This is a genomic window from Pseudomonas nitroreducens TX1 (genome assembly GCF_000313755.1).
GTDB classification, from domain to species: domain Bacteria; phylum Pseudomonadota; class Gammaproteobacteria; order Pseudomonadales; family Pseudomonadaceae; genus Pseudomonas; species Pseudomonas nitroreducens_A.
In genome coordinates, this window is record NZ_AMZB01000079.1 from 13,262 (window position 1) to 36,230 (window position 22,969).

Below are 22,969 nucleotides of genomic sequence, written 5' to 3' on the forward strand. Positions count from 1 at the left end.
GGGGTCCTCGGTTACAGGTTGGGGGCGTCGTAGAGGCTGTCGGACTGTTGCCGGGCCTGGGCGTCAGCCTGCAGGCGTTGCAGGTAGGGCATCAGCTGGTTGGCCAGCTCGTGCGGATCCTTCACGTCGCCTTGCACGGTGACGGCCACATGAGGTGCGAAGGTATTGCTCTTCTCGATGACGGTCGGCCTGGCGGCCTTGTCCGGCTCCACCGGCTTGACCAGCAGCGGCGCCGGCTGGCGAGGTTGTGCCGCAGCCATGGCGCGCGCGACTTCGCCGAGGGGGCGCTCGGACTCCGGCCGGTTGGCCAGCAACGAAACAGGAGCCGGCAATGGTTTCTCATCCTCGCCAAACAGCCCCAGGCCTATGCGCTTGCCCAGCTCACCGCCACCCCAAGCACCCAAGGCGCCGCCGATGATGCCGCCGAGGGCGGTGCCGATGATGGGGACGACCGAGCCGATAGCCGCACCCGCAGCCGCACCGGCCAGAGTCCCGGCCAAGGTGCCACCTGCCTCGCCATAACCTGAGGCCTTTTCGTTCTGGGTTTTCGCGTTGGCGTAGGTATCCAGCGCAATCAGTCCGCCTCCGACCACCGCCAGTGCAGCACTCCCTTTTAGGCCTGCCGCCGCACCACGGCCCATGCGGGCGAGCCGCCCGACCTTGCCGAGACCACCAGTAGCGGCGCCGCCCCTGCTGCCGAGCAGGTCCCCTGCTCCGCCGGCCAGGCCACCGACGGGCCAGTTGGTGACGAACACCGGCTGGGCCTGGCCGGCGCCGGTGAGCCCGCCGGTGATGGTATCCAGCACTCCGGGCAAGGCACCACCGCGCCCGGCTCTGCTGCGCAGGCCACCCATGCCCAGTGTGCTGCGGGCGATGTTGAACATACCGCGCCCCACCTTGATGGCACCCAGGGCGGTGAACAGCGCCGAGATACCTACGGCAGCTGCGGCGCCGCCCAGGGCGATCTGCGGGGCCTTATCGGCGATGCCAGCCAGGCTGTTGAACAGCTTGGTCAGGTTGTCCGCGACGGCATCGGTCAGTGGCCGGATGGCGCTGCCGATTTTCTCCATGGAGGCTTCCATGCTCGCCGCCACGGTGCCCCATTTGGCTTTGGAGACTTCGCGCGCGCGCTCGGCGTCCTGGGCGATTTTCTTTTCGCCGTCGGTCTGGGCAATGGTCTGCAGGTTGGCTTTGATGTCCGCGCCGTACTTGATCTGCGCGAGCAAGCCGGCGCTTGCCGACTTGTCGCTGACGATCTGCGACAGGCCCGCGCCCTCGAGGAGTGCGGCGAATGCCTGCGCCTCTTCTGCGCTGCCATCCTTGGCGGCCTTGATCTGGGCTTTCAGGCTGGCCATCTGCTTGGCCTGGGCTGGGTCCTTACGGGCAATGAGCTGGTCGGTGAGCAGGATGAACGCCTCTACCGGGTTGGCAGCCTTGCCGCTTTTCTGCGCGGCTATCAGGCTGCTGGCCAGGTCATAGCCTTCCTTGGCGAAGCGTTCCTGGCTGGTGCCGCTGATGACGGCATTTAACAGGTTGTCCATGTTGGTCGCGGCGGCGGCCGCGTCCTGTGTCTGGGCGTACTGCGATTGCAGGCTGGCCCCGAGGAAGCGTACAGCCTCCGGCCCTTGCATGCCCAGCTTGCGGATGGTGCCGAGCAGGCTGGGCAGGTACCGCGCCATTTCCTTCGGGCCGAATGCGCCGATGTCGCCGGCGGCTGCTACCTGGCCCATGGCGGCAGTCATCGCGGCCTTGCCTTTGATGCCGGTATGCTGAAGGCCGGAAACCAGGGTGGCGATGGTTTGGGCTTCCATGCCCTGCCCGTCCATCAGGTCGGCGATCAACGGCGCGTAGTCCACCGATTCCTGCCAGTCGATACCCTTCTCGATCAGCCCGCCCACGGCCTGGGCAAGTGCCTGCTGGCTCATTCCCTTGTCGGTGGCGACCCGGCTGATCTGCGCGGCCATCTGCTTTTCACTGTCCTCGCCAGCGATGTGCGCCCAAGTGGCCATCTGGCGGATCTGCGCTTGGTAGTCGCCGGCCACCTTGGTCGGCATGGCCAGCGCGCCGGCGGTAGCCATGGCAATGCCGGCGCCGCGCTTCATGCTGCCCAGGCCTTCGGCGACCTGCGTACGGCCCAGGGCCTTGAGCTCGGCGCCGCGCGCCTGGCGGTCCAGCGTCTGGTAGGCACGAGCCAGGTTGCGCACCTCAACGCCCTGCTCCTTCAGGACGCTCAGGTTGGTTTCCAGCTTGCCGCGCAGTTTGTCCGCACCCTCGGCGCCGGTGTCGTGGGCCTTCTTCCACTCCTTCTGTAGGCGCATGGTTTCGCCGACGGTGCTCTGGAGGATCCGGGCCTTGCTGGCGGTGGCTTGCAGGCCCTTGATACGTCCCTCCACCGTGTTGAAGGCTGCCCCTACGGTCGAGCTGACAGCGCCACCGATGACCAGGCCGAGGGAGAGTTTGCTGCTCATGGCACCTCCCAAATTGGGAATTTTCTGATTGAATGGCATTAGTGAGCGCTCTAATCTCTCCCAAAACGGGAGGACTGGCGCCAATGCGGGTCATTGCAAAAAGCACGTTGGTGAAATTCTGGGAGGAGCCCGGGCAAGAGGATGCCAAGGGACCTCTGGAAAGCTGGTACGAGACGGCGGTGAAAGCTCAGTGGAAGACGCCGCAGGACGTGAAGAACCAGTTTCGTAACGCGAGCATCTGCGGCAACAACCGCGTGGTGTTCAACATCGGCGGCAACAAGTACCGCCTGATTGCCGAAATGCAGTACCGCTGCGGTATCGCGTGGGTGAAGTTCGTGGGGAACCACGCACGGTACGACCAGATAAATGCGGAGACAGTGAATGACTATTAAGCCGATCCGAAATGACGACGATCTGCAGGCCGCCTTCCAACGTCTGGAAAGTATTTTTCAGGCGCCGGAAGGAACGCCGGAGGCCGACGAGATGGAGGTGCTGGTGACGCTGATCGAGGCGTATGAGAACAAGCACTATCCAATCGGCCCGGCCGATCCAGTCGAGGCCATCAAATTCCGTATGGAACAACAGGGACTGACTCCGCGCGACCTGGAGAAATACATCGGCTCCAGCGGACGAGTTTCAGAGGTGCTGAACCGTAAACGGGCGCTCAGCCTGAGTATGATTGTCCGCCTGCACCAAGGGCTACGGATTCCTTACGAGAGCTTGTTGCCCGATGAAGTCGAACCGGTTGGGAGCAGCCGACCGGGAGGACCGGAGGCGGCACAGTTCACTGAGGACCTGCTCTCCTCCGTCCGGGAAATGGCGACCAGCCTGAAGCAACAGGGCCTGCCCCGCAAAGCCGAACGAGTAGCAGCCTCGCAGCGAAAGTGATGCAACTCAATCACTCAGCCACCACGCCAGCTCAATAAACGGCATGCCTTCCAGCTCGGCGGCGGAGAAGTGAAGCTCCGCCGCCGCGCGTTTGGCCGCGCATTTATGGATTGCGGGGTGGTACCCCGTCGTCCTGCACCAGGCGAAAGTAGGCGGCCTGCAGGCGCTGGTAGTCAGTGAGCTTGAGCGCTTCCAGTTCACTGCGGCCGACCTGGGCGAGGGATGCGAACAGCTGGAGTTCGCGGTCGTCATCATCACCGCTGTTGCGCGTCGCGGCGCGGATGTCGCGCACGGTGGGCGAGCGCAGGGTCAGGGTGTCTTGCTGCACGCCGTTGAACTCGGCAGGACGGGAGAGTTTGACGGTGGCGCCGTCGTCGGTGACCGACAACCAGGCCGGCAGGGTTTTCAGTTCGCTCATGATGGTCCTCACAGGCCCAGGTCAGCACGAACGGCGGCCAGCTGGTCGACGCCGTTGATGTTGCGCACGCAGTTCACCGGGTCGATTTCGAACATCACCCGGCCGCCCACTTCCAGCTTGTAGTAGCTGGCGGCGATGGCGAATTTGAACTCGGCCTCCCCGCCCGGCTTCCACTCGCCTGGGTCGACTTCCTTGAGCAGCCCGCGCAGGGTGCAGACAACGGCAGTGGTGATGCCCTTCTGCCCTTTGAAGGATCCACGGAACGTGGCGTTGAAGGCCGTCTGATCGGCCAGGCCGAATAACTTCAGCGCCTCGCGACGCACACCCTTGGCGGAGAACGATGCCTCCAGCTTTTCCAGACCCTGATCCATTTCAATGGGGGCGTCCATGCCGCCGGCGCGGTACTCCTCGGTTTTTACGGTGAGCTTGGGCAGCGAGAGGCTTGGCACGTCGCCGGCGAAGCTAACACCGTCGACGAACAGATTCGTGTTGTAGAGCGTTTGCGGAACCATGCGGGTTACTCCTCATGTCAGGCGGCGGCGAGCACTTCGGTCAGCCACTGGTCGGTGACTTCGACGCGGAAGATGGGGTTTTCAGCCGGGGGGACGTCGGTGAAGCGGATGTTCCAATACACCTTGCCCTGGGCCAGTTGGCTGGTGGTGTTGAGCTGCGGATCCGGATAGACCTCGAAGTCGATCACCGCGCCCTGATTCTTCAGGTCGCGCATGAAGGCCTCGAGGCCTTCGGTGACGTCCTTGACGTAGGTGCGGGTGATGCTGCGGTCCACCGCCCATTTGTGCCCGGCGAGGATGGCGTCCATGACCATATCCAGGGTGCGCACGCGGGTCACGAAGGTCCATTTCGGGTCGCTGGATAGCGTGCGGTTGCCCCACAGCCGGTAGCCGCCGTCGCGGATGATGGTGGTGATGTTGGCGTTGTTGAGCAGGTTGGCGCGACAGGTGTCGTCGCCGTCCAGGAACTCCACCGGGCGCACGGTGCCGGTAATGCCGACGAATTCCTTGTTCGAGGGCGACGCCCAGAAGCCGTATTGGCTGTCGGTCCAGGCGAACAGGCCGGCAACCCAGGCCGAGGCTGGGGCGTCCACGGTGGCACTGGTGGCGGTGTCCCAATACTGCACGCCGGGGTCTACCAGGTAGACCCGTTTGCTGCCGAAGGTTTTGGCGTAGGTGGTGGCAGCGGCATCGGTGGTGCCTGGGCCATCGACGATGGCGATTGCCCGCAGCTTGTCGGCCAATCCTTCCATGGCGGTGGCCACGGCGGCAGTGGAGGAATGCCCCGGCGCCACGATCAGCCGGGGCTGGGCGTTGAAACGTGGTTTGCCATCGAGCAGCGCCTGCAGGCCGGTGCGTTTGCCGTTGATGTCCACCCCGCCGATCACCGCGGACGTCTGGGTGGCAGGCGTGGCGTTCTTCGCCACGCCGACGGCGACGATGACGGCCGTGGTGCGCTGGTAGATGGCCTGACAGGACTTGAAGATGGCCGAGCTGGTGCCGAACGCGGCGGCGGCTTCGCGTTCGTTGGTGATCAGTACCGGCTCGTCAACCTGGGCCGTGATGTTCGCGCCGGGGGTAAAGGTGTCGACCAGGCCGATGATGGAGGACGACGGCAACGCGATGGTGCGCACGCCGGTGTCGATGCTGGTCACGGTGACGCCGTGAAAGAAGCTCATGGGGTTCTCCAGACGTAAAAAAACCGCCGGGTGGCGGTGGGTTCGGGTGAGGGTCGATCAGTTATTGCCGAGGTCGAGCAGAGCGGCGACGTCGGGGTTCTGTTGCAGGAAGGCGGAGAGCTTTGCCACGGGATCCGCTGCGGCCTCGGGGGTGGGCTTGTTGACCAGCTCCCACGCGACGCCGTTGAAGCGTGGCCACTTGTCGTCGGGCCAGTGCTCGAGCGGGGCCACCTCGGTACAGCGCGCCGGCAGCAGGTAGACGCCGGTCTCCAACGGCGATTCATCGGCCTCGGCTTGCCCGGCATACAGCCCGGCGGTGTCGTATTGGTAAACCAGCATGGTCAGACCTCAATACTTGATGCACATGAGCAGCGCGAGGTTACGGGGTCGGGTTTCTGCGCTGCCCGTGGCGGTGATGGTGATGGTGTGGGTGTGGGTTCCATTACTGGTGATGCTCAGCGGGTGACTGTGCTCACCGGAGCTACCGACTGAAACGCCGTGGGCGTGCTCGCCTGCTATGCCAATGCCGACGTTGTGGGCATGCGAACCCGCGCCGCCGATGCCGATGTTGTGGCTGTGAGCCCCGGCGACTGATGTTGGACTGGTGCTGCCCAGTGATTGCATAACGGAGTTGCCGCCGCCGGAACCCTGGCCGATACCGGGCGATCCGGCGGAGGCATGCTGGTGATTGCCCTGCGTGTCGGCCCAGGCGGCGTGGGAGTGGTCTCCCTGGGTGTCAGTCCAGGCGCTGTGGTTGTGGTTTCCGGCGCCGGCGGAGCTGGCGGCGTGGTTGTGGGAGCCTCCGGCATTGGCGGTGCCGTTGTGGTTGTGGCTGCCACTGCTGGCGGCGTCGGCGGCGTGACCGTGACTTTGTATTGCGCAGGCCTGCACGCTGCCGAAAACGCGACCACCATCAAGGCCTCGGCCGTCGTCCCAGCCGCGAATGATTTCGCCGCGCAGGTCGGGCAGGTTGAACGTTGTGAAGCCGTCGCCGGCACCGTATTGGGTACCGATCGCGGCGAAGAGCTCCGCGTAGGCCGCGCGACTGATTGCAGCGCCGTTGGCTTTCAACCACCCGGTCGGTGCTGTGCTTCGTGCGAAGCTGGCTATCAGGCCAGCGGGCGCCAATTGCTTGGCTTCAGCCTTGCTGAAGATCTCCAGGTTCTCGCGCGCCTTGGCCTTGTCGTTGACGTCGGCGAGGTTGGCCATGCGCTCCAGCGGGGCGGCAGCGCTGCCGGCGGGCTCGTTGTTGACCAGGGTGATGCGGCTGCCGGCGGCGTAGCTTTTGCCGAGCTTGAGGCGGGTGGGCAGCTGGGCGTCGGGTTGCCAGTCGTCCGCCCCGCTGCCGCGATCCTTACGCAAGCCTTCGATGTAGACGGCCAGGCCATAGGTGGTGGTGACGCTGAGGTCGACGGTGGTCTGCCCGGCCGCCAGGGTCTGGCGTTCGGCGATTGTGTCGACTGTGACGTTGATTTCGCCAAGGTCTTTCCATTCGTAGTCGCCGTCGGCGTTGGATTTCTTGCCCAGGATTTGGGTGACGGTGCCGCCGGGGATGATCTGCGCGGCGGTAATGTTGGTTGTGACCCAAAGCTGAGAAGCCATGGCGACGCCGGGGTCCACCTGCACGGTCACGATGTCGGCGTTGCTGACGGTGAAGTCCAGCCGGATCACCACATCGGAGAACGCCCCTTCGGCAGCCGTGGGCTTATAGGTGTCCGGAAGGTTGCCGACAGCGAACAGTGTGCCGTTGCTGTCGAAGACGCCGACCTCGCGCAGCGTCCACCCGCCTGAACTGGCGGGGATGACAAGTTCGGCGGTGAAGCGCTTGCTGTCGCTTGGCGTCTGATAGACGCGGTTGATAGCCGCGCGGAAGCGCTCGCGCACCAGGCCGGTGTCGGTTTCCTTAGGTGCTGTGGCCTTGCCGTTGCCATCGCCCACGGCCATGTGGGTCAGGTTGATGGGCACCCGCAGTGACTCGGCCCGGGCAAGCGCGTTGAGCCCCTTGAGGGTGTGAATCGACTTGTACGCCATGGGTTACCCCCTGTTTACGCCCACACGCGCCACGGCGTTTCCGGTTGATGCACGGTGATGGACGGCGGCCAGGCGATGGGCTGCTCGGTGCGCAGGTTGGCGTGGTAGCCGGGCAGGGCCTTGGGCGCGGATTCTGGAGTGACGCCTTCCTCGTACCAGATGCCGAGGATGTCGAGGGCGACGCCCTCGGCCGGGGCGAGCTGGTCTTCCTCGGTGAGGGTGGCGAGGCCGAGCTCGGTCAGGACCAGGCGCAGGGTGGGTTCGTCGGTGGCAGAAATGTAGTGGTCCATTTTGACGGTACTCATGCGGTGAGGGCTTGGAGTTCGGCGTCGGTGAGGCGGCGCGGGTAGTAGCGGATGTTGCGGATATGGCCGTTGAACAGCTGCGATGAGCCTGAGAGTGAGCCGAGGTTGAGCTTGGTGATGGGGCCGGGCTGGACGGCCGGGGCGCCGGGCGCCGTCAAAACGCCGTTGACCGCCCCGCGCGCGTCCTTGGCGGCGTAGGCCAGGGCGCCCTTGTAGGTCTTTTCGGCCTCTGGCGCGATGCCCGTTACCGGGAGCACTGAGAGGTCGTTGCCGCCGGAGCCCAGGCCGCCGCCTCGCACGGCGGTGGCGGTGAGCTGCAGGGCGAAAATGCGTTCGGCGACGCCGGCGGAGGTCAGTGACGCGGCAACGATCCCGGCGTTGCCCGTAGGGACCATGGACGGTCTGGCCTCGACGTAGAGCGTGCCGGCTACTGGGTTGAACCAGGGGGCGGTGTTGCCGACGTAGGCGATGTCGGCGGCGCGGGTGACTTGCGCTGTGGTCGTGGGAATGTAGCTGGTAGGAAACACCCCGGTTTCAAGTTGCCCGCCCCAGACTGCAAACGATTTTGCGGTGGTGTCCCCGGCGTAGATGCAGACGTTGTGACCGGGTGTCGCGGGATTATCGACGGGGGCGGTGATACTCACTCGATAAGTGCCATCGTCGCTGACCTTGCTGATGAATCCAGTTGCCCCACTGCTGCGGATGATCCTGTTGTTGATCAGATCGAAATCGACGTAGTACGTCGCGGCATAACTGGTCCCACTCAGTTGCAGGCGCAATTGACCATTTCCGGTGATGGCGCGCGCCTCAACCGACCAGACCTGTTGTCCAGCATTTGTGGATGCGTTGGTGCGGTAGACGCCGCTCGATGCCGGACCGCTCATGATGAGAACTCGTGCGACTGCTTGGCCGTCGGGAGCCATGCCGGGCGCTTCATCCCAAGTGGCGCCGGCATTGAGGTTCATCAGAGTCAGGTTTCCAGAATTGAGGAAGGTGTTGGTGCGTTGTTCCTCGATCAGAAGGCCGCGCAACTGGTGGGTGAGCCGGTCGTAATCAAAGCGCGGTTCATTGGCCGGGACGGACTCCAGCAGGCCCATGGCGTTGAAGCGCCATGCTGAACTGTTACGGCTGAGGGTGATGAGGTCGGCAAAGTTCTTCTGAGTCAGGGCCATGATGGTGCTCCGTGGTGTGTGGCGTCAGGCTGCCGCGCGCAGCGGCAGAACGAATTCGTTGAGGACCAGTGGCAGCGGGTAGAGGACGTCGGTGGCGGCCTGGCTGGCGTAATAGTCAGTGAGGAAATCCAGCATCAGGGAGGCGGCGAGATCGCGCCAATCGGTGGACGTCGGCGCGTGGCTGCCGGAACGCCGCCGCAGCTCGTCCACTAAAGGGCGCACCAGCGGCCGGCAGAGCGCGCGGCTGATCACTGGCGCACCTCGACGCTGGCGGCGCGGCACTCGATGCACTCGACCTGCAGCACATCGCCGGCTAGCAGGCTGAGTTCGCGGGCAATATGGGCTTGGTCGAACGTCAGGCCGTCATAGCTGTGGAACTGCCCATCGCCGCCCTTGAGGCTGACCACGACACGGCCGGGGCCGAGCTCGCCGCGGATGAAGAGTTGCACGTCGCCGGTGGCAGGTATGTTCACGGTCCAGCGGCTGGTCTGCTGGTTGGTCAATGCGAGCAGGATGGTCATGGGGGCTCCTTCAGAAGGTGCTCAGCTCCACGCGGCGCCAGGTATTCGCGGCGATAGCAACGTAGAGGTGGGTGTCGCTGATGGCGAAGTCGCCCAGTGCGCCCGTCGCCGTAGCCTTGGCCGGCACACCGACCAGGCGGGTACCGTCACCGGTGACGTACTCCAGTGTTTCGCCCACAACGTTGTAGGTGCCCATGACGCGTGGAGACGGGTCGGTATCGACGCTGTAGCGGCCGGCGATGAAGTCGAGTGCCAAGGTTTCGGTCAGAAGCTGGGGCACGGGGCCGATGAAATCGAGCGCCAGGCTTGGGCCGCTTCCGGCGGCGCTGGTGTGGGCGCTGTACCAGCTGGAGCGGTTGCCGTGGGTTTCGTCAGCCAGCACGCGAACGATGCCGCCATCGGGTACGTTCCAGGCGGCGCCATGTGCGGCGGCATAGCTGTCGGCGATCTGCCCTACCCGTGCGACTTCTGCGGCCGTTTCGGCAGCCTGGCGACTGGTCAGCGCGGCGAGCGCCGAAGCCTCGGCGGCCGCTACTGACTCGGCGACGTCGTTGCACTGGATCCGCACGGTGAAGCTGCGGCCAGGCGCGGTGACCTTCAGGTCGTACAGACCATTGGGCGCGGCGAACTGGAGCAGGCCGTCGGCGTCGGCACTGAAGGGATTGGCCAGCGCAGTCCCTGCGGCGGTTTTCAAGCCGGTGGCGAGCGTGGTGGTGGCGGCCAGGTACAGGGTGGCCACCGCCCCGGGCAGCAGGTCGCCGGCGGCGTTCTGCGCGAAGTAGTTTTTCAGTTCCATGGGGGCCTCAGGCGGTTATGGGTGCGTCCAGCGGCAGGGCGAGCTCGCTCAGGACCAGCCGCGGCGGTTCGAAACCGCCGATGCAGATGTTGCTGCCGACGCCGGCGACCACGGCGACGTAGGCGCGGGTTGAGCTGGTGACGGTGAGCAGGACTGTTTCCAGGTGCGAGCGCAGGTTCTTGGTGTTCTCGACCACAGCGAGGACACGAGCCAGGTCGGCTTTGGTCATCGGCGTCTGGTCGATGTCCAGCAGTAACCGAAAGGTGTACGGGGCGCCGGCGGGCGTCTGGTTGAACCACTCCTGGATACGCGCCGGCACGCCAAGGGCGCCCAGCGCACGCATGACGGCACCGAGCGTGCCCTTGATGCGCTGCACCGACAGGGCGGCGGTTACCGTGTCGCGCTTCTGCCGCTCGGTCCAACTGTCCTCCCAGTCATCGACGGACCAGGCCCAGGCGAGCCAGGGCAGCAGGTTCAGCGGGCAGGTTTCAGGGTTCCACAGGCTGCGCAGCAGCACGGGCAGGTCCATGGCCTTGGCGCCGATCAGGTCCAGGGCGCGTTCGAGTTGCGTGGAATTGTGCGGCAGCAGGCTAGACATCGGTTGTACCTGCAACGGTCAGGTTGATGGCGGTGCAGTAGCTGGCCTCCCCCGCGCTGATGGCCAGGTTCTTGGCCGGGCTGGAGAGGTTGACGCGCTGCACGCCGGGTTGGTGCAGGGCGTGGTAGACGCCCGATAGTGTGATGTCCCTGTCCAGGGCATGCTGCTCCTGGGTGTAGGCTTCGATCGCTGAGCGCGCAGCGGCATGCACGACGGCGGAGTCCGGCCCGGGCAGCATGACCAGCTCGGCGGTGATGACGTAGGACACGATGCTGGCCGACTGCACGGTGACGCGATCGGTCAGCGGCCGCACATGCTCGGCATTGAGCGCGGCGGCAACCTGCGCCAACAGTGCTTCGCTGGCCTTGCCATTGCCCTCGCGGCTAAGGACGTAGACGGTGACGCTGCCGGGAGTTGGGCTGACAGCACTGATGTCGGCGACATCGGCCGCAGCGCCCAGGCCGTGGAAAACGTAGGAGGCGGTGCTGCCGGCGGTGGTGTAGCCCTCGAAAGAAAGCTGGATGCGACGGCGGAAATCCGGGTCGGATTCGTAGACCGGGGCACGCGGCGGTACCGCCTGGCTGTCACCAGGGTCGATGAGCAGTCGCGCGACGTTGTAGCCAGCGCCGATCTGGTCGAGGTCTCCGTTCACCGCGTAGGCGAGCATGACACCGCGGGCGGCATCGTTGACGCGGGCGCGCAACAGCAGCTCGCGGTAAGCCACCACCTCGAGCAGCTTGACGATTGGGTCCGACTCGAGCGGGGCTGTCCAGCCCTCCCCCATGGCCCGGCGAAAATCGCTGAGCTGCTGCTGGTAGATGGTTTCGTAATCCAGCGGTTCGATCAGGGGTGGCGCGGGCAGCGTGGAGAGGTCAATGCTGCTCATGTGGTGAGCTCCAGGGTGAGGGCATCGCCCAGGTAGGTGCCGCTGAGCTGGAAGGTGACCCGCCCACCGAGCACAGACAGGACACGCACGCTGGTCAGCGCCAGGCGCGGTTCCCAGCGGCCGAGGGCGCGGGCGACTTCAGCCTGTACGGCGCTTTTCCAGCCTTCGGTCACGGGCAGGTCGACCATGCGGCGCAGTTGGCTGCCGTACTCGGGGCGCATGCGCCGGCTACCCAGCGGGGTGGTGAGGATGTCTTCGATGGATTGCCGCAGGTGGCCAACGCCATCCAGCGGCTGGCCGGTGTGGCGGTTGGCGCCGATCATGCTGGGTTACTCGAGGGGTTCGAATTCAGGGCTCTGTTGCAGGTATTCGAGCCAGGCTGGGTCACTGGTGGCGATTTCGCTGTCCACCACCGGGGCGGTGCGGCCGTCCTCGAGGACCAGAGTGCGCGACAGGTAACGGGTGTCGCGGAAGCGCCTGGCGGGAGGGCCGGGTTCTGTCAGTGCTACCGGTGCGCCCTCTCCTGCTGGTTGCTCTGCTGGCACGGCGGTGGGTTCGGCGGGAGTGTCGGTGCGTTGTTTGCTCATGGGTGGACCTCGCAGAAAAAAGGCGCGCTTTCGCGGGCCTGGGTCAGTGGCTGTGATGGTTGCTGTTGCCGCTGGTGTCGAGAATGCTGCCGGCGCTGGTGATGTTGCCGGTGGCGTGGAGCGTGCCCTTGACCGTGACGGCGCCCTGCAGGTTGATTTGCCCGGCGGTGACGGTGACCGTGGGGGACTGCACGTTGGCTGCGTCGTCGGTGAGGGTGGCGACCGTTCCGCCCACCTGCACGCTGACCGTGCCGGTGGGGAGGCTGATGCTGTAGCTGTGGGCCTGCCAGTCGTAGACCAGGGCGCCGCCGTCTTCGAAGCGCCAGACCTCGACGTGCCCACGGTTGTCGGCCGGTGCGCCGGCATCGCCGAACAGCCCGGGAACGAAGGTGCCCGCCTCCGCTACACCGGAGGGGCTGATCAGCACACCCTGCTCGCCCAGGGTCGGCGCGCGCCAGTGTCGGGCGGCGCCGGCGGCCTGGGAATGCCAGCGGACCCAGGCACTGGTCCACTCACCATCGGTGACGCGCACGCGGGCGCCGGCAAGGTCCACCGCAGCGACCACGCACGGCATGATCAGGGCGGCGAGCATGCGGTCGTGTTCGGCGGTGGCGTAGCTCATGGCAGACCCTCCGCAGGTACGTACTTCGGTTCGTTGCCGGGGCCGGTTTCGGGGTCCAGGCCGATCATCAGCGTGTAGCCGGATTCGTCCGGCCAGGGCCATTGCTCCTCGCCCAGGTAAAGGGTCTGGGTCCACTCGACGCGCCAGACCAGGTAGTTATCAAGCTCGGGGCGGCTGTAGTCCTGTTCGGCGCTAGTGAACAGCGCTGGATCCACGGCGAGCCCCCAGGTCTGGGCGCGTAACAGGATGGATAGCTGGGTGCTCAGGTGCGCGGCCTGACGGGTGGCATCCTGCTGTTCCGGCGCGACGACGATGCGGGCCTCGCAGCGGCAATCGAGGGCAACTTCCCCAGTGCCGGGATCCGGGCCGGGCTCGAACTCGGCGATTTCCAGCAGCACGGACGGCAGCGCCAGCGCATCGCCCACCCGTGGCCAGAAGCGAACCCGTTGCGCGCCGGCCAGGTGCTCGGCGATATGCTGCTCCACGGCGGCGTAGAAGGCGTCGAGGGTCAGGGGTTCATCCACGGGCGGACCTCTTCAGGTACTTGTTCAATTCGTAGCTGAGTTCCTGCTTGAGCAGTTCCAGCAGGCGTTGATGGGCGCGGCGGGTCCAGATGTCGAACTGGGTACGCACGGATTCCAGCCGAACTTTGGCCTTGACGACGGGAAAGCGGCCGTAGCGGTCGGCGTCCATGCTGCCGAGACGCTGGCCACCGGCATGCAGGGGCGACGTTAGCGCCGCGTCGGGGTAGTCCTGCGCGCGGAAATGCTTGCTCGCGGTGCGGATCCAGATATCCGGGTTGCTGCCGTGTACGCGCTTGTAGAAGGCACCGGCATAGCGCCGCCCTGCCACGCTGACGCCAGCGGCGGTATTGCGTGGGCGACCGATGCGGCTGGCCTCGATCGGGTCAAGGCCGAACCAGAGTTTGCCGGCGGTGGCGTTGCCCTTGACCGGGTAGCTGCGCAGGCGCTGGCGGACGGCACGCTGAGCGATGCGCTGTTCCTTGCTGACGGCGCGAGCAATGTGCGTGCGCAGCCAGCCGATTGTCTTGTTGATGGCCCGGCGCTGGGCCATTGCGGCGACTTTGGGTGCCAGCTTGGCGAAGTGCTCGAGGACGCGCAGGTCCTCGGCACTGGGTTGCAGGGTGATCAGACCGCCGCGGGCGCCGGGTTTGAAGTAGCTGCCAACGCTCATACGCATCTCCTCAGAACCAGGACGACCAGGCCGGTACCGTCGGGCTCTGGTCGCACAAAGTCGTAGTCGCCGCCGTCGGGGGCCGGCAGGTGGAGGGTAATCAGAGCGCCCTGCTCCAGCCCTTCCGCGTCGGCCTCGCGAACTGTCAGGACCGGCTCTCGCAGGCAGGTGTTGTGGCCGCCGTAGGTGGGCTGCCGCCAGGGCGCGGCGAATAGGCCAGTGACGGTTCGACCGTTGAGGCTGGCTGGGTCGCCCAGGTGGCTGAACACGGTAGCGTCCAGCCGATTGGCCAGCTCGCGGAAGGCCATGGCGTTACAGCTTCAGCCGCAGGATGGAGCGCGGGCGGGTGACGATGTGCAGGGGGTTGGATTGCACCTCGCCGGCAATACCCTTGCCGAACGGCAGGCGCTCTTGGCGGCCGTAGTACGGCAGACCCTGAGTGTTGGCTGTTTCCATATAGTCCGCCGGGGCGAATGCAGTGGCGCAGAGTTCTGGCACACCCAGCGGGATCAGCAGCGCCTCATCTTCGGCAATAAAAGGGATGCCGTTGATTTTGCCGCGGTACCGTTCCCAGGTGACGCCGCCGAACTCGAAGGATTCACGAGCATCACCGCGCAGCGCGGCGGCCTGCTGGCTGTTGAGGTAGGTCTCGCGCACCGATTTGTGCTTGATGAATTTGCCCCAAAACTGCCGACCGGCGATGCCGAGGACGCTGTTGGGTGTGAGCGCGCCGAGCACGTCTTCCTGCTGGTCCAGGGCGGCGGTGACGTTCTCACGCACGTCGGCATTGGCATCTGCCAGGCCGAGGCTGACTTCGATCTGCTGAACGCCGAAGCGGTTGAAGATGTTGCACAGGACGCGGCTACCGTCGGCGTCCAGCACGAGGCCGTTAAGGGCGCCCATGCGTTGGTATTCGTGGGTGGCGTCGAGCTGGCGGCGGCACTTTTCGAGCCGCGCGTTGACGACGGCCTCAACGGCCTGCAACTCGGTTTGGCTGCCGAAGGCACGAATGCCCTGAACCTCATCGGCCAGGATGGTCCAGCGCTGCGGCAGGTGGACGGTATTGAACGGGATGAGGTCGCGTTTACTGCCGTTGACGACCAGCCCGGAGGATCCACGTTCGGCTGACGGTACGAGGACCAGGGTGTCGCCGTCTTTCTCGATCTGCACCGTGGTGGTGGTCACGCCCTCCTCTACGAACAGGCCAAGTTTGGCGATGCGCCCTGGCACGTAGGGAATGTCGTTTATGGCATGTGTGAGGTTGGCGACGCTGAAGGCCTCGTCGTCGAAAACTGCAATATCGGCCATGGGGTTGAACTCCAGAAATGGCGAGCCCCGCCGAAGCGGGGCTCAGGGTGACGGTGGGGGCCTTCAGCGAACGATGATGTTCTGCAGGGCCAGGTTGGTTTCGGCGGCGGCATCCAGCGCGGTGAGGCGGGCTCGGGATACCTCGGCCAGGCGGGTCACGACGGTTGCAGGCCGGGAGGTGGTCGAGGCCGGCTGGGTGTTGTGCAGGATGGCCACGGCCTTTTTCGTGCCGTCGGTGGCGGCCGGGTTGTACGGTGCGTATTCCTTGCTGGTGGTGATCTGCCCCAGCAGTTGGCCACCGTAGAGGGTCGGCCCGCCGGCGAGGATGACGGTTTCGCGGGACAGGCTGCCGGGGGCTTCGCTGAGCAGGTATTCGCCGCTGTGGTTGGGCTCGCGCTTGATGGTCATGGTTTGGCTCCAGTCTGGGCCGCGACGATGGCGGCCTGGCGGTTCTTCCAGATGTTGGTCGGGTTGATCTGCGCCGGCGGCGTTGGGTCGTTGCCGGGCGGGATGGTGTTGTTGATTTCGAAACCGCTGCCCTTGCCCTTGCCGACGACTTTGTTGAACAGCTCGGCGCGCACGGCATCAGCACTCAACCCCTTCTGCACGAACTCGGCCGTCAGCGATGGCAGCCGGGCGGCAACGCAGAGGTCGTTGATGGCCCGGGCGCGGGTCAGGGCCTCATCCACCGCTTCGTCGCTCCGCAACTGGGTGGCCTCGATGATGATCGGGGCCACGTCCTGGAGCTTGGCGGCGGCGCAGGCGTTGGTGATTTTCAGGGCAAGGACGGTGGCCTTCACCGGGTCCGGCTGAGGTGGTTGGTCTGTCGGCGCCGGTGGATCATTCGGGGACGGCGGATCGGGTACGGGATCCGGCGCGGGGTCGGCTGGCGGATCCAGCTGGGCCAGCAGTGCCTTGGGTGGGTGGTGGTAGCGCCGCAGGGCGTTGCCGGCACCGATACAGGCGCTGACCTCGACACCCTCCCCGATTTCATCGGCAAAGCCCATGGCCTTGGCCTCGCTGGCGGTAAGCCAGGTTTCCTCGTTGATCATGCGCCGCAGTTCGGCATCTTCGATGTCGGTGGCCTTGGACTTGTAGGCCGCGACGATGGCCTCCAAGGCTTGGTCCAGGGCGTTGGCTGTCTTGCGCAGGTCCTCGGCGTCGCCGGCGGCGAAGGTCCAGGGGTTGTGAATCATCATCATGGCGTTGGAAGCCATGACGACGCGGTGAGCACCACATGCGGCAACGCTGCCAGCGCTCGCGGCCAGCGAGTCGATGCGGGCGGTACCGCGCGCGCCCAGACGGCGCAGGGCGTTGTGGATGGCCAGGCCGTCGAACAGGTCGCCGCCGATGGTGTTGAAGGCGACGACGATCTGGCTGGTGCCGTCGTCAGCGGCTACCAGGTCGCGGATGAAATCGTTGGCGGTGATACCCCAGACGCCAATTTCGCCGTATACGTAGACCTCGGTAGGGTCGGTACTGCCTTGGGCCCGGGCTTTGATGCTGTACCAGTGCTGGGCGTTCTCGATGGGTGCGCCGGGGACCTTGTTGAAGATCCGCAGCCGTTGTGTGGTGGTCATGGGGTTTCCTTCTCCTCCGGCTCGGGGGCCAGGCTGGTGAGGGTCTTGTAGTTGAGGCCCAGCGACTCGGCGCGCTTGGCGTCTTCGGCGTTTTCCTTGTCGATGGTTTCGGCGTCGTAGCCGCTGCGCAGGACCATTTCGCTGCGGGAGGCGAAGCCGGCGTTGACTTCGAGCTGTTTGGACTGCACGTCCTGGACGGGGTGGATGTAGGCCCAGCCTTGAGGAATCCAGCGGGTGCGCAGGTATTCGCGGCGGCGGGTGGCGTAGTCAGCCAGTTGCGCAGCGCCGCAAAGGACGGCCATGTCCATCCAGGCCGCGCGCACGGGGCGGCAGAACTGGTGGACGTAGACGCCGAATTGGAGCTGTTCCAGACGGCGGCGGAATTCGGTGAGCACCACGCGCAAGCCACGGTCGTTGACGTCGCGCAGGTCGCCGGAGAACAGCTCGTAAGGCATTTCCAGGCCATTGGCGGCGGCCATCAGTTGCTGCCGCATGAAGTCCGGGTAGTTGTTGCCACCGTCGGGCGGGTCGGAAAATTCGACGTGTTCGCCAGGCAGCAGCTCCTGCATGGTGCCGGGCTCCAGGCCGGCCATGGCCACGCCGTCGGAGGCGATCTCCAGGGGCTTGCCGCTGACCGGATCGAAAGCCGGCGGGCCACCCCCTTCGGGCGCATCGCGGCGGATGAAGCCGGTGAACAGGTTGGCGACTTCCTGCCGGAACAGCACGGCGTCGTCGTAGTTGTCGAGGCTGCGCAGCCGCTTCAGCACGGGGGCCAGCCGCGGCACGCCGCGCAGCTGGCCGGGCTCCAGGGGCTCGTAGATGTGCAGCATCTGCTCGGCAGGAACGCGCAGCACTTGGTTGTAACCGCCGGTTGAGGCGGTTGGGTCCTTCGGGTGGGTGCGGTAGCAGTGGTACGCAACGCGCTGGCCCTGCGGGTTGAACTCGATGCCCGCGCGGATGACGTTGCCGCCTGGGGTCATTTCGTTTTTGTCGCGGGGCACGAACTCTGGGGCCAGAAGTTGGAGTTGCAGGGGCACCGAGTAGCCATCCGCGAGGCGGCGCGGGCGCAGGCGGATGAAGCATTCCCCCGCCCCCTCTACGGTACGCGCGACCAGGGCCTGCAGGCCGTAGAAGTCGGTGCGGTCATCGGCGTCGGCTTCGTCGGCCCAGTCATCCCAGAGTTCCTGGAGTTGTTCGCGCAGGGTGCTGTCGGTCGTTCTGGGGCGCGGTGTAATACCGGTGCCGATCAGGTTGCTAACGCGACGTGTGATGGCGCCGCCGGCGTAAGGGTCATTGCGGATGGCGGCGCGGGAGCGGCTGCGCAGGTTGTTGAGCGCGGGCATGAGCAAGGCATTCATGCCTTGGTCGGAGGCATCCCAACTCTGGGAGCGCCGCCCCTCTGCCGCGCCTTCGTAGTTGTTCTGGATTCGCGTGAGCTTGGCCAGCCTGGCAGGGTCGGGGCGGTATCGGCTCATTGCGCTACAACCCCTTGCCGCCGTGGTAGAGGCGGACAATACGACGTGGCGGGCTTTCCGCCAGTTCAGCCTTGATAAGGTCGCGGGCGGCCTTCAGTTCGGTAATGGAGCGGAACTCAACGGTGCGGTCCCCCGTGGGGGAGCTGAACCGGACGGAGCGCTCGCCGGTGGCAATCGCGCGGTCGATCGCCTCCAGGTCGTTTTGGGTGTAGGCCATGGTTATCGCCTTTTCAGGTAGCCACTGTGGGAGCTGCGCCGCTGGGGTACGGCATGGCGCGGGGGCTGCGGTGTTGGGGTGGTTGGCGGTTCAGGGGCCGGGCTGGGCGGTACCGGTTCCGGCTCATCGGGCTCGGGTTGCTGCGCCGGCTGGGCGAGTTGATCGAGCAGGCTGCTTTGCCGGAAGGCGTTGGCGACCTGCTCCCACTGGTGTTGCTGATAACGGTGGATGCCCAGGTAATGCGCCATGGCGAGGTTGTAGACGAGCAGGTCCAGCGCTTCGTTGCGCTCGGCCTTGCCCTTCACCCACTCGATCCGTTTGTGCCCTTTGATGTACCGGGCGACCTTGCGCTCAGCGACGCACTGGTCAAAAAAGTCGTCGGGCAGGTCACGCGCGAAGTGCAATGCGCCAGGGCCTTCGGTCAGGTTGTAGCGGTTGTAGATCCAGTCCTTGGCGGTGTCGGTACCGACTATCCAGAGCTCGGCGCCGTTGCGTTCGACCTGGCCGCGCCAGGTGACATCGACCCGTGAGGGGCGCTGGGCAATCACCGGGCGGCCCGGCTTGCTCGCGCCCTTGACGGCGAAGATGTTGCGCCAACGGCGCACGCGGCAGAACTGGTAAACCTCGTCAGTGTGGTGGCCGCCGGAGTCCACGGCGGTGGCCAGGATCGGCAGGGTTGGTCCGGCCGGGTGCTGGTAGCGGGCCTGCAGGCGCTCATCAAGGGCGGCCCAGGTGCGGGCGTCCGCGGGGTCGCCCATGATCACCTGGAAGTCAACGACCCAGCGCTCCATACCGATGCCCCAAGCGAGGGTCATCATTTCAAGGCGGTTGCCCTGGACGTCTACCGCGCAGGTGAGCATTAGCGCGCCGACAGGCAGGGTGCCGAGGACGTAGGTTTCCGCCCTCGCCCGGGCCATCAGGACGCCGGCCTTGGTTTGTTCCTGGGCGCTGTCCCAGACTTCGGCAAGGCGGGTGTTGTAGAACACCTGCATGGGTTCAAGGTCGCCCCTGCTCTGGGCCAGTTGGGCCTTGTCGAATTGCTTGGCCAGGGCCGTCCAGCTGACCCAGCCAAGGGGGGCATAGAGGGCGTTGAGGTGGAATCCGACAGTTTCGCCGTCGCCCTTGGCGTGGGCGCGCCATTCGCCAGCGGCGAGCATGGCGGCCTTGTGGTGCTCCTCGATCAGGCATTCGCAATCAGGGTTGGCGCATCGGTACTGGACCATCTGGTAGCCGTCGTCCCAGTGCAGGCGCGACCACTCAAGGACCTGCATGAAGCCGCAGTGCGAACAGGGCACGTAGTAGTGACGCTGGTCGCTGGTGTCGAACAGGTCCTGGATTCGGCTAGCGCCTTTGATGGTGGGCGAGCTGGAGAAATATACCTTGGCGTTGCGGCCGAAGGTCGAGGCGCGAGTCTCGGCCAGTTCGATGGGGTCGCCTTCGTTGTCGACGTCCACGTCCCAGCGGTCCACCTCGTCGCCGTAGATGAAGCGCGCGGCCAGCTCAGCAAGGTTGGCGGCGGATCCGGCGGTGGTGGCGAACAGGGCGCCCCCTTCGAATTCCTTGGTATCCATGGTGTTGCGCGAGTCGCGCGAACGCGGCGCGGCCACCCTCTCCCGCAGGACTGGTGTGGCCTTGATGGTTTTATCCAGGCGGGCGGAGACGCGCTTGGCCAGGTTGAGGCTGGGCAGCAGCATCAGGATGTTGGCCGGGGCCATGTGGATGCAGCCGCCGATCCAGTTGAGGGCGATCTGCGTCTTCATCAGCTGCGAGGCGACCTTGGTCACGACGCGGCGGCATGGGTGCGCCGGCGAGAGGCATTGCATGGGCTCGCGGGCATAAGGCGTGCGGTCGGTTCGGTACGGGCCGGGCTCTGCGGCGCCGGTGTCGCGCGGGATGCGCATGTACTCGTCGGCCCACTGGTCGATCCAGAGCGCGGGGTCGGGCTCGAGGCCTCGCGCATAGGCCGCGCGGTAGGCCGCGTCACCGTCGGCATAGTGCTGCATGGGTTCAACTCGTGTCGGTGAAGGTGGGGCCTCCGTCGGCGGCGATCATCCGGGCGGCGTCTGCGAGGGTGCGGCGCAGGCCTTCGGTCAGCACGCGCTCCACTTCCCAGGGGTCGGCCAGGGCGGCGAGCTCGGGCGCGATCTGCTTGGGCAGGCCGAGCACCAGGTCGCGGGTAGTTCGGGCGGCGGTGAAGGCACCGGCGTTGACGGCGGATTTCTCCACCAGCTCGCCGCGCTGCTTTCGGAATTCGTCCTCGGCCAGTTGGCCCAGGTAGTACTCGCGGTGGGCGCGGGCCTTCTGGTAGTCGAGGACGCCGGGCGCTGCCGGTCTGGGAGCCGGCAGCGGCGGTGCATCGGGGGCCAGGTGGGCAGTGACGCCGTTCTCCACGCGGGCCGCTTCGTGGCGAGCAGCCACGCCGGCCTTGCTGGGGTCTGCCGTCTTCTCCAGAAGTGCGTCGGTGGCTACGGCGTCGACGCGTTTGCCGTCAGCAGCGAGCACCAGGCGGTTCTCGCGGGCCAGCTTGGAAACGTAGGACCGGGACCAGCCGCGGCTGTCCGCGTACTCGGATTTGAGCATCAGTGTCATCGAGGGCACCTGTTAACCGGAATGAACTGGCTGAGTGAACCGGTTAACCGCAGTTCACTAACTCTCAAACCCAGCCACTAACACGAAATCGCGGGTCTGAACGCCCGTGTCTGGCGAAGCCCACAGGGTCCCCGGCGGGTCCGGTTAACCACCTCGGTCAACTGGGGCCTGGGCCCGGCTGGTCAGCCTGCATCGGCCGCTTCAGCAACTGGCCGATGTTGCCGCGCACGGCGATCAGCGCAGAGAACAGCATGACGTTGATGCCCGTGTTGGCCACATACGCAAGCCGCCCAGCACCAGGAATGCCCATCATCGCCGCCACATCGAAGATGCAAGTCAGCCCGGCAGACAGCCCGAGAATGAATGCCAGCCAGGTACGCCAACGGCTTTTGACTGGTCCGCGGTAATGAAACGCAACCATGTACAGGGTTCCCCCACATGCAATGCAGTCGAAGACAGTCGCCACCAGCGGAAGACCAGGAAGCGGCTGAACCCAGGCGAACAGCCAACGGAGCACATCCAACACGCTGTCCATCAGTCACCCCTCCGGCGGAGAACCCCGCCCAGGAATTCGCCCAGAGCCTTCACCGGCTCGCGGGCCAGACCAATCAACAGGCGGACGCTCATCGAACTCGCCACCAACGCCCCGACACCATGCGGGACCCGGACCTGAGCGGCATCAGGCATAAACCCCTGAATGCCGGCAGCGACCACCCCGCCCCCCAGAACGCCGCCCACCAGGGCAATGCCGAAGTACAGCGCCTTCGCCCACACTGGGTCAGACTGAAGCGTCAGCATGAACACCAACGCCCCGCAGAATGCCCCGGCGATCACCCCCACAAACCCTTCTGCTTGCACGCCCAGCACAGCCGCCGCGGTAGCTGTCAGCGTTGCCAGCGCCGGGCCGCTCATCGTTCCGCCAGCCATTCAATTCTCCATAGCCTGCGCGCAGGCATAAAAAAACCCGGCGCCATGGCCGGGTTTCCGTTGCATCGTTACCGCTGCTGAACTCCTCACCCTGCGGGCGTAGAGGTAACACCTTGCCCGCTTTGTACCCCCCGATTCTCAAACCGCCAAGCGGAACAGCTCCAGATGCGTGAATCAATTTTGAATGGCGTTGATTTCAAAGGACTTTCGTTTTCCAGATGCGGGAACAGCCCTAGGCAGCCCGGCGAATCAGCATCCCCTGCAGAGCTGCCTGTGCTTCATTCAACCGCCGGTAGAACGTCGCCCGACTGCACCGGCAGAACGCCCACTTCTGGTACTCCAGGCTCTGACGGTTCAGGTAATGCTCCCGCACCACCCGCTCCAGCTTATGCGGCAACAGATGGCGGTTCATGATCATCTCAATTTCCGCCGCCTGCCCCACCAACACACTGCCGCCCCGGTTCGTACTCCGGATCAGCTCGCCCTGAGTGTCCATCAGCAGCGCAATAACATTGCCACAGCCCACACCCTCCGGGCGTCTCAGCCCAGGCCCGTGGAACTCAAAGGCCCACACGCGGAGCAGTTCGTCCATTGCTCGAATCATCGTCAAAACTCCAGCTCGGCCAACCCAACACAGAAAGCGGTCTACCCAACACACACCCAACACACAAAAACTCTTTATAAATCCTTAACTTAA

Annotated in this window: 30 protein-coding genes and 1 pseudogene; 2 read left to right on the forward strand and 29 right to left on the reverse strand. The window is 65.5% G+C overall.

Annotated elements, in window-relative coordinates; all coding sequences use genetic code 11:
- Positions 1-11: 11 nt before the first annotated feature.
- Positions 12-2,468 carry a phage tail tape measure protein gene (locus C167_RS0104280; protein WP_017517025.1) on the reverse strand — a complete coding sequence of 819 codons (2,457 nt, stop codon included), beginning with the start codon at positions 2,466-2,468 and terminating at the stop codon, positions 12-14.
- Positions 2,469-2,551: 83 nt separating this feature from the next.
- Between C167_RS0104280 and C167_RS0104285 the strand changes: the two genes are divergently transcribed.
- Both C167_RS0104285 and C167_RS32195 read left to right on the forward strand, forming a co-directional pair.
- A complete protein-coding gene (locus C167_RS0104285) occupies positions 2,552-2,860 on the forward strand; it encodes a type II toxin-antitoxin system HigB family toxin (protein WP_017517026.1) in 309 nt (102 codons plus the stop codon).
- A pseudogene (locus C167_RS32195) lies at positions 2,850-3,194 on the forward strand (helix-turn-helix domain-containing protein); the annotation flags it as partial. The gene C167_RS0104285 and the pseudogene C167_RS32195, both read left to right, overlap by 11 nt.
- A gap of 265 nt (positions 3,195-3,459) precedes the next feature.
- On the opposite strand, the gene C167_RS0104295 reads toward C167_RS32195, so the two are convergent.
- The 28 genes from C167_RS0104295 to C167_RS0104435 all read right to left on the reverse strand — a co-directional run bounded on the left by C167_RS0104295 (position 3,460) and on the right by C167_RS0104435 (position 22,864).
- A complete protein-coding gene (locus C167_RS0104295) occupies positions 3,460-3,774 on the reverse strand; it encodes a phage tail assembly protein (RefSeq protein WP_017517028.1) in 315 nt (104 codons plus the stop codon).
- A gap of 8 nt (positions 3,775-3,782) precedes the next feature.
- On the reverse strand, positions 3,783-4,286 hold the full coding sequence (locus C167_RS0104300; RefSeq protein WP_017517029.1) for a phage major tail tube protein: 504 nt from the start codon (positions 4,284-4,286) through the stop codon (positions 3,783-3,785).
- 17 nt (positions 4,287-4,303) lie between these two features.
- Positions 4,304-5,464 carry a phage tail sheath family protein gene (locus C167_RS0104305; protein WP_017517030.1) on the reverse strand — a complete coding sequence of 387 codons (1,161 nt, stop codon included), beginning with the start codon at positions 5,462-5,464 and terminating at the stop codon, positions 4,304-4,306.
- Positions 5,465-5,521: 57 nt separating this feature from the next.
- Positions 5,522-5,803 carry a hypothetical protein gene (locus C167_RS0104310; protein ID WP_017517031.1) on the reverse strand — a complete coding sequence of 94 codons (282 nt, stop codon included), beginning with the start codon at positions 5,801-5,803 and terminating at the stop codon, positions 5,522-5,524.
- A 9-nt stretch (positions 5,804-5,812) separates the two neighbouring features.
- Entirely contained in the window at positions 5,813-7,495 is a 1,683-nt protein-coding gene (locus C167_RS0104315; RefSeq protein ID WP_017517032.1) for a phage tail protein, read from the reverse strand.
- A gap of 14 nt (positions 7,496-7,509) precedes the next feature.
- Positions 7,510-7,800 carry a hypothetical protein gene (locus C167_RS0104320; protein WP_157791817.1) on the reverse strand — a complete coding sequence of 97 codons (291 nt, stop codon included), beginning with the start codon at positions 7,798-7,800 and terminating at the stop codon, positions 7,510-7,512.
- Positions 7,797-8,972 carry a phage head spike fiber domain-containing protein gene (locus tag C167_RS0104325; protein WP_017517034.1) on the reverse strand — a complete coding sequence of 392 codons (1,176 nt, stop codon included), beginning with the start codon at positions 8,970-8,972 and terminating at the stop codon, positions 7,797-7,799. The genes C167_RS0104320 and C167_RS0104325 overlap by 4 nt, the downstream gene beginning before the upstream one ends.
- A 24-nt stretch (positions 8,973-8,996) precedes the next feature.
- A complete protein-coding gene (locus C167_RS0104330) occupies positions 8,997-9,182 on the reverse strand; it encodes a hypothetical protein (RefSeq protein ID WP_157791818.1) in 186 nt (61 codons plus the stop codon).
- Between the two features lie 38 nt (positions 9,183-9,220).
- Positions 9,221-9,493, reverse strand: a complete 273-nt coding sequence (locus C167_RS0104335; protein WP_017517036.1) for a hypothetical protein — start codon at positions 9,491-9,493, stop codon at positions 9,221-9,223.
- A gap of 10 nt (positions 9,494-9,503) precedes the next feature.
- Complete coding sequence (locus C167_RS0104340; protein ID WP_017517037.1) at positions 9,504-10,289, reverse strand: hypothetical protein; 786 nt, start codon at positions 10,287-10,289, stop codon at positions 9,504-9,506.
- A gap of 7 nt (positions 10,290-10,296) precedes the next feature.
- Complete coding sequence (locus C167_RS0104345) at positions 10,297-10,887, reverse strand: phage tail protein I (RefSeq protein ID WP_017517038.1); 591 nt, start codon at positions 10,885-10,887, stop codon at positions 10,297-10,299.
- Positions 10,880-11,773, reverse strand: a complete 894-nt coding sequence (locus tag C167_RS0104350) for a baseplate assembly protein (protein ID WP_017517039.1) — start codon at positions 11,771-11,773, stop codon at positions 10,880-10,882. The genes C167_RS0104345 and C167_RS0104350 overlap by 8 nt, the downstream gene beginning before the upstream one ends.
- Positions 11,770-12,096, reverse strand: a complete 327-nt coding sequence (locus C167_RS0104355; protein WP_017517040.1) for a GPW/gp25 family protein — start codon at positions 12,094-12,096, stop codon at positions 11,770-11,772. The genes C167_RS0104350 and C167_RS0104355 overlap by 4 nt, the downstream gene beginning before the upstream one ends.
- A gap of 6 nt (positions 12,097-12,102) precedes the next feature.
- Positions 12,103-12,360 (reverse strand): hypothetical protein, encoded by a 258-nt coding sequence (locus C167_RS32200; RefSeq protein ID WP_017517041.1) that lies wholly within the window; start codon positions 12,358-12,360, stop codon positions 12,103-12,105.
- A gap of 43 nt (positions 12,361-12,403) precedes the next feature.
- The gene (locus C167_RS0104370; protein WP_017517042.1) at positions 12,404-12,982 is read right to left on the reverse strand and encodes a phage baseplate assembly protein V; all 579 of its coding nucleotides are present in this window, start codon (positions 12,980-12,982) and stop codon (positions 12,404-12,406) included.
- Entirely contained in the window at positions 12,979-13,506 is a 528-nt protein-coding gene (locus C167_RS0104375; protein WP_017517043.1) for a hypothetical protein, read from the reverse strand. Before C167_RS0104375 ends, C167_RS0104370 begins: the two co-directional genes overlap by 4 nt.
- Positions 13,499-14,176, reverse strand: coding sequence for a phage tail protein (locus C167_RS0104380; RefSeq protein ID WP_017517044.1), 678 nt, complete (start codon positions 14,174-14,176; stop codon positions 13,499-13,501). Before C167_RS0104380 ends, C167_RS0104375 begins: the two co-directional genes overlap by 8 nt.
- Positions 14,173-14,484 carry a head-tail joining protein gene (locus C167_RS0104385; protein WP_017517045.1) on the reverse strand — a complete coding sequence of 104 codons (312 nt, stop codon included), beginning with the start codon at positions 14,482-14,484 and terminating at the stop codon, positions 14,173-14,175. The genes C167_RS0104380 and C167_RS0104385 overlap by 4 nt, the downstream gene beginning before the upstream one ends.
- 4 nt (positions 14,485-14,488) lie before the next feature.
- Positions 14,489-15,484 carry a major capsid protein gene (locus tag C167_RS0104390; RefSeq protein ID WP_017517046.1) on the reverse strand — a complete coding sequence of 332 codons (996 nt, stop codon included), beginning with the start codon at positions 15,482-15,484 and terminating at the stop codon, positions 14,489-14,491.
- Positions 15,485-15,547: 63 nt separating this feature from the next.
- Positions 15,548-15,892, reverse strand: a complete 345-nt coding sequence (locus tag C167_RS0104395; RefSeq protein WP_017517047.1) for a head decoration protein — start codon at positions 15,890-15,892, stop codon at positions 15,548-15,550.
- Complete coding sequence (locus C167_RS0104400) at positions 15,889-17,064, reverse strand: head maturation protease, ClpP-related (protein WP_017517048.1); 1,176 nt, start codon at positions 17,062-17,064, stop codon at positions 15,889-15,891. Before C167_RS0104400 ends, C167_RS0104395 begins: the two co-directional genes overlap by 4 nt.
- Positions 17,061-18,539 (reverse strand): phage portal protein, encoded by a 1,479-nt coding sequence (locus C167_RS0104405; protein WP_017517049.1) that lies wholly within the window; start codon positions 18,537-18,539, stop codon positions 17,061-17,063. The genes C167_RS0104400 and C167_RS0104405 overlap by 4 nt, the downstream gene beginning before the upstream one ends.
- Positions 18,540-18,543: 4 nt before the next feature.
- The gene (locus C167_RS0104410; protein WP_017517050.1) at positions 18,544-18,756 is read right to left on the reverse strand and encodes a phage head-tail joining protein; all 213 of its coding nucleotides are present in this window, start codon (positions 18,754-18,756) and stop codon (positions 18,544-18,546) included.
- 2 nt (positions 18,757-18,758) lie between these two features.
- The gene (locus C167_RS0104415) at positions 18,759-20,759 is read right to left on the reverse strand and encodes a phage terminase large subunit family protein (protein ID WP_017517051.1); all 2,001 of its coding nucleotides are present in this window, start codon (positions 20,757-20,759) and stop codon (positions 18,759-18,761) included.
- A 4-nt stretch (positions 20,760-20,763) separates the two neighbouring features.
- Positions 20,764-21,345 (reverse strand): hypothetical protein, encoded by a 582-nt coding sequence (locus C167_RS0104420; protein ID WP_017517052.1) that lies wholly within the window; start codon positions 21,343-21,345, stop codon positions 20,764-20,766.
- Positions 21,346-21,502: 157 nt separating this feature from the next.
- Positions 21,503-21,880, reverse strand: a complete 378-nt coding sequence (locus C167_RS0104425; protein ID WP_017517053.1) for a phage holin family protein — start codon at positions 21,878-21,880, stop codon at positions 21,503-21,505.
- The gene (locus C167_RS33205; RefSeq protein WP_017517054.1) at positions 21,880-22,272 is read right to left on the reverse strand and encodes a putative holin; all 393 of its coding nucleotides are present in this window, start codon (positions 22,270-22,272) and stop codon (positions 21,880-21,882) included. Before C167_RS33205 ends, C167_RS0104425 begins: the two co-directional genes overlap by 1 nt.
- Before the next feature lie 232 nt (positions 22,273-22,504).
- Positions 22,505-22,864, reverse strand: a complete 360-nt coding sequence (locus C167_RS0104435; protein ID WP_235154287.1) for a hypothetical protein — start codon at positions 22,862-22,864, stop codon at positions 22,505-22,507.
- Between the last annotated feature and the right edge of the window lie 105 nt (positions 22,865-22,969).